Genomic DNA, 3545 nt, shown 5'->3' on the forward strand with positions numbered 1-3545 from the left:
CCGTGCGGGATGGCCCTCGTGACCAGCGACGGCCCGGCCGCCGAGTCCGAGGCGGTGCGCATGGTCCGCGAGGCCGAGGCCCGCCGCAGTCGGTGGGCCTCGGAGATCGGTTCCCGCGGCGAGGAGGAGAAGTCCGGCGCGGTCGGCTGACGGGGGACCGACGACGGACGAGGCACCGACCATCTGCTTGATACAGAACGCCTTACGCTGATGAGCGGACGTGTGGCGTTTCGTTGATCATGTGTCGGATGTGGCGCTGTCGCTGTCTCCGAGTGGGTCGGTAGCCACAGCGCCGTTACCGGCCGCTGTCTTGGTGAATTGTCCAGTGTCAGGCGACTGTTACTCCACCTTCGGTGGAGTCGGTGGAGCGGCTGAGTTTCTCCCAGGCGTCGAAGTCGTCCTGGACGCGTTGGCGCCCGGCGGTGACCAGGCGTAGCGCGTCCGAGCCGAGCAGGATATGCACGGGAGGCTTCTCCACGTCCAGGAGGGTGAGGATGGCGTCGCCCGCGCGATCGGGGTCACCGATGCCCTGACCCGCGAGGGCCTGGCGGCGGGTCCGGATCGGGTCGAACAGTGCGTCGTAGTCGGCGATGCTGCGTGGTGCGCGGACCAGTGACCTACCTGCCCAGTCGGTTTTGAACGCGCCGGGAGCTACGGCGGTGACCCGCACGCCGAACTGGGTGACCTCTTGGGCGAGGGTGTCGGTGATGCCTTCCAGGGCGTGTTTGCTGCCTTCGTAGAACGCCAGTCCGGGGAAGGCGGTGTGCCCGCCCATCGAGGTGATGACGAAGATGTGGCCGCCGCGCCGTTCCCGCATGCCGGGTAGGACCGCTTTCACAGTCGCTACCGTGCCGAATACGTTGACCTCGAACTGGCGGCGCAGATCGGCCATCGATGACTCTTCGAAGGTGCCTTCGAGCCCGTAGCCGGCGTTGGCCACGAGCACTTCGATCGGGCCCAGTTCCGCTTCGGCGGCCCGCACGGTGGGGTCGATCCGGTCCGCGTCGGACAGGTCGAGGATGAAGGCCCGGGCGCGGTCGGGGTCCAGTGCCTGGAAGGCGGCCGCGTGCTGCTCGGTGCGCACGGTGCCCGCGACCCGGTGCCCGGCCGCCAGGGCTCGTCGGGCGATGGCCAGTCCGAGGCCGGTGCTGACGCCGGTGATCAGGAATGTCTTGCTCACTACGGGTGTCCTTTCGTGGATGAGTGTCAGGTCGCGGGGCGTGCGTGGGCACGGCGGCATCGACCCCGCGGGTATTGGCGGGGTCGTGTCTGGGTGGTGTTGGTGCTGGATCGTCCGGTTCGGGCGGTGGTCAGGACTCGGCGGCGGTGTCCCGGGTAGTCGCGGTGGCGGGTTCGCTGCCCCAGCTGGCCAGCAGTCGCAGGCGCTCCTGAGATGGCGAGCCGGACGGCGCGCAGTAGACGACGAGCGATTGGCCCGGGTCGGCGACCGAGGTGAAGATCTCGTACTGCAGTTCCAGGTCACCGGCGACAGGGTGGTGGAGGCGTTTGAGGCCGGTGCTGCGTTCCTGGACGCGGTGTTCTGACCACCACGCCGGGAACTCGGGTGAGCGCATCATCAGCTCACCGATCAGGTTGGCGATGCGCTGGTTTCGCGGCTGGGCGGCGGCGGCCAGCCGCAACCCATGCACGTAGTCGCGGGCGACGCGTTCCCAGTCGCGCCACACCAGGCGAGCACGCGGATCCAGCAGCGTCCAGCGCGCCATGCTGCGTTCCCGGCGCGGCAGCTCGGCCACATCGGGAAACAGCAACGCCCACAACGTGTTCCCTCCGACGACAGTGAGGTTCCGGTCGCTGACAAAAGCAGAAGCCAGATCCATCGACTCCAGCACCTGTCGCAGCGCCGGTCGCAGCCGTGACGAGTGCTCGGCCCGGTTCTTGTGCCCGGCTGTGGTGCCCGCGAGAGCGAACAGATGCCGCCGCTCTATGTCATCGAACCGCAGCGCGTCGCAGAGGGCATGCAGTACCTGTTCGGACGGCTGCCGGGCGCGGCCTTGTTCCAGACGGGTGTAGTACTCGGTACTCACCCCGGCCAGATGCGCGACCTCGCCGCGCCGCAGACCGGCGACCCGGCGACCGGCGCCGAAGTCGACCGGCAGACCGATCTCATCCGGCGTGAGTCCAGCACGGCGGGCCCGCAGGAAGTCGCCCAAGTCGTTATTGCCCATGCCCTAAGTCTGCTCTTCACCCAGCCGATCACCAAAGGCATAGCTGGCCCTGCCAGTACTACACACCAGGTCGTGCGAGGCCGCGAGACTCGGCAACGTCCGCCGGATCAGCCGGTGATCCTGACCGTGCACGAGATGAAATGCTTGGCGCGCAATGCCGCCGAGCTGATGACGCTCTCGGCGACATTGCAGGCCACGGGGATTCAGCTGGAGTTGCTAAGCGGACCCTTGACCGGGATCTACGATCCGCACGGCATGGGCTCCATGTTCTTCGCCGTGCTCGCCGTCGCCGCCCAGCTCGACCGCGACTACATCCGCGACAAGACCCTCGAAGGCCAGCAGGCCGCCGCCGCGTGTGGCAACCACGGCGGCCGGCCGAAGGTGATCGACGAAGACGACGTGCTCTTCGCCCGCGCGCTGCGCGACAAGGGCACCCCGATGCCCGACATCGTCAAGAAACTGACCATCAAAACCGGCAAGAACGCCGGCGACCATCCCTCAGTCGCCTCGCTCTACCGCGACCTCGCCGACACCGACCCCTGACCAGGCACTACCCGAGCACTTGGCAGGTTTCTCCCGTATCCCGGCGGTCCCCCGACCAGGCGCGCACGCCGAATTCGCCGCCGGCGACCCGGGGCATGACCCGTCGACCGGGTGGGAGCCCGCGCTCGCCGAGCTCGCCCGCCGCACCGCCTCGGTGGCCGCCACCCTCGCCGGCACCGCCCGCAGCCACCAGGCCGCCGACCACCGCCACGCCGCCCGCATCACGGCACCCTCACCTGACCGGCGCCCCCCGGCTGGCCCCGTGCGCGCCTGCCCGCGCTGTAGGCGTGGCTACTCTGCCGTATGTCAGCGGCGGCGTCAGAACGGCGACAGCCCGGTATCAGACCGGTCGGCGATGGTGGACATCGAAAGAACACAGCACAAGGAGCACATGATGCAGAAGTTCGACACCCCCGCCCCGATTTCCGCCGTCCTGGACATTCCCGCGGGACGCGTCCAGTTCGTCGCCGCTGACCGGGCCGACACCGCGGTCGAGGTCCGACCCGCGAGCGCCTCGAAGAGCCGTGATGTGAAGGCGGCGGAGCAGACCACGGTCGAATATGCCGACGGTGTCCTGCGGATCGAGACTTCGGTGAAGAACCAGTACCTTGGCTCGACTGGATCCATCGACGTGACGGTCCAGCTGCCCGCCGGTTCCCAGATCGAGGCTAAGGCGGCCAGCGCCGAACTCCGGACCGTCGGCCGTCTCGGCGACGTCGTCTTCGAAGGCGCGTACCGCCAGATCAAGATCGACGAGGCCGCGAGCCTGCGCCTCACCGCGGTCGACGGCGACGTCGAGGTCGGCCGGCTGGAGAT

Annotated in this window: 3 protein-coding genes and 1 pseudogene; 2 read left to right on the forward strand and 2 right to left on the reverse strand. The window is 68.6% G+C overall.

Going from position 1 to position 3545, the window contains the following annotated elements:
- Window positions 1–328: 328 nt before the first annotated feature.
- Together AB0J09_RS59545 and AB0J09_RS59550 are read right to left on the reverse strand one after the other, a co-directional pair.
- Window positions 329–1180, reverse strand: coding sequence for an oxidoreductase (locus tag AB0J09_RS59545; RefSeq protein ID WP_360712418.1), 852 nt, complete (start codon window positions 1178–1180; stop codon window positions 329–331).
- Between the two features lie 130 nt (window positions 1181–1310).
- A complete protein-coding gene (locus tag AB0J09_RS59550; RefSeq protein ID WP_360712420.1) occupies window positions 1311–2186 on the reverse strand; it encodes a helix-turn-helix transcriptional regulator in 876 nt (291 codons plus the stop codon).
- A gap of 114 nt (window positions 2187–2300) precedes the next feature.
- Between AB0J09_RS59550 and AB0J09_RS59555 the strand changes: the two genes are divergently transcribed.
- Both AB0J09_RS59555 and AB0J09_RS59560 read left to right on the forward strand, forming a co-directional pair.
- Entirely contained in the window at window positions 2301–2729 is a 429-nt protein-coding gene (locus AB0J09_RS59555) for a recombinase family protein (protein ID WP_360712423.1), read from the forward strand.
- A gap of 19 nt (window positions 2730–2748) precedes the next feature.
- Window positions 2749–3545: pseudogene (locus AB0J09_RS59560) on the forward strand (hypothetical protein); the annotation flags it as partial.

It is taken from the genome of Nonomuraea sp. NPDC049784, assembly GCF_040659615.1.
Lineage (GTDB): Bacteria > Actinomycetota > Actinomycetes > Streptosporangiales > Streptosporangiaceae > Nonomuraea.

Bases quoted from the DNA above. Each gene is read 5' to 3' on its own strand.
- AB0J09_RS59550 (WP_360712420.1), bottom strand. From the start codon at position 2,186: ATGGGCAATAACGACTTGGGCGACTTCCTGCGGGCCCGCCGTGCTGGA.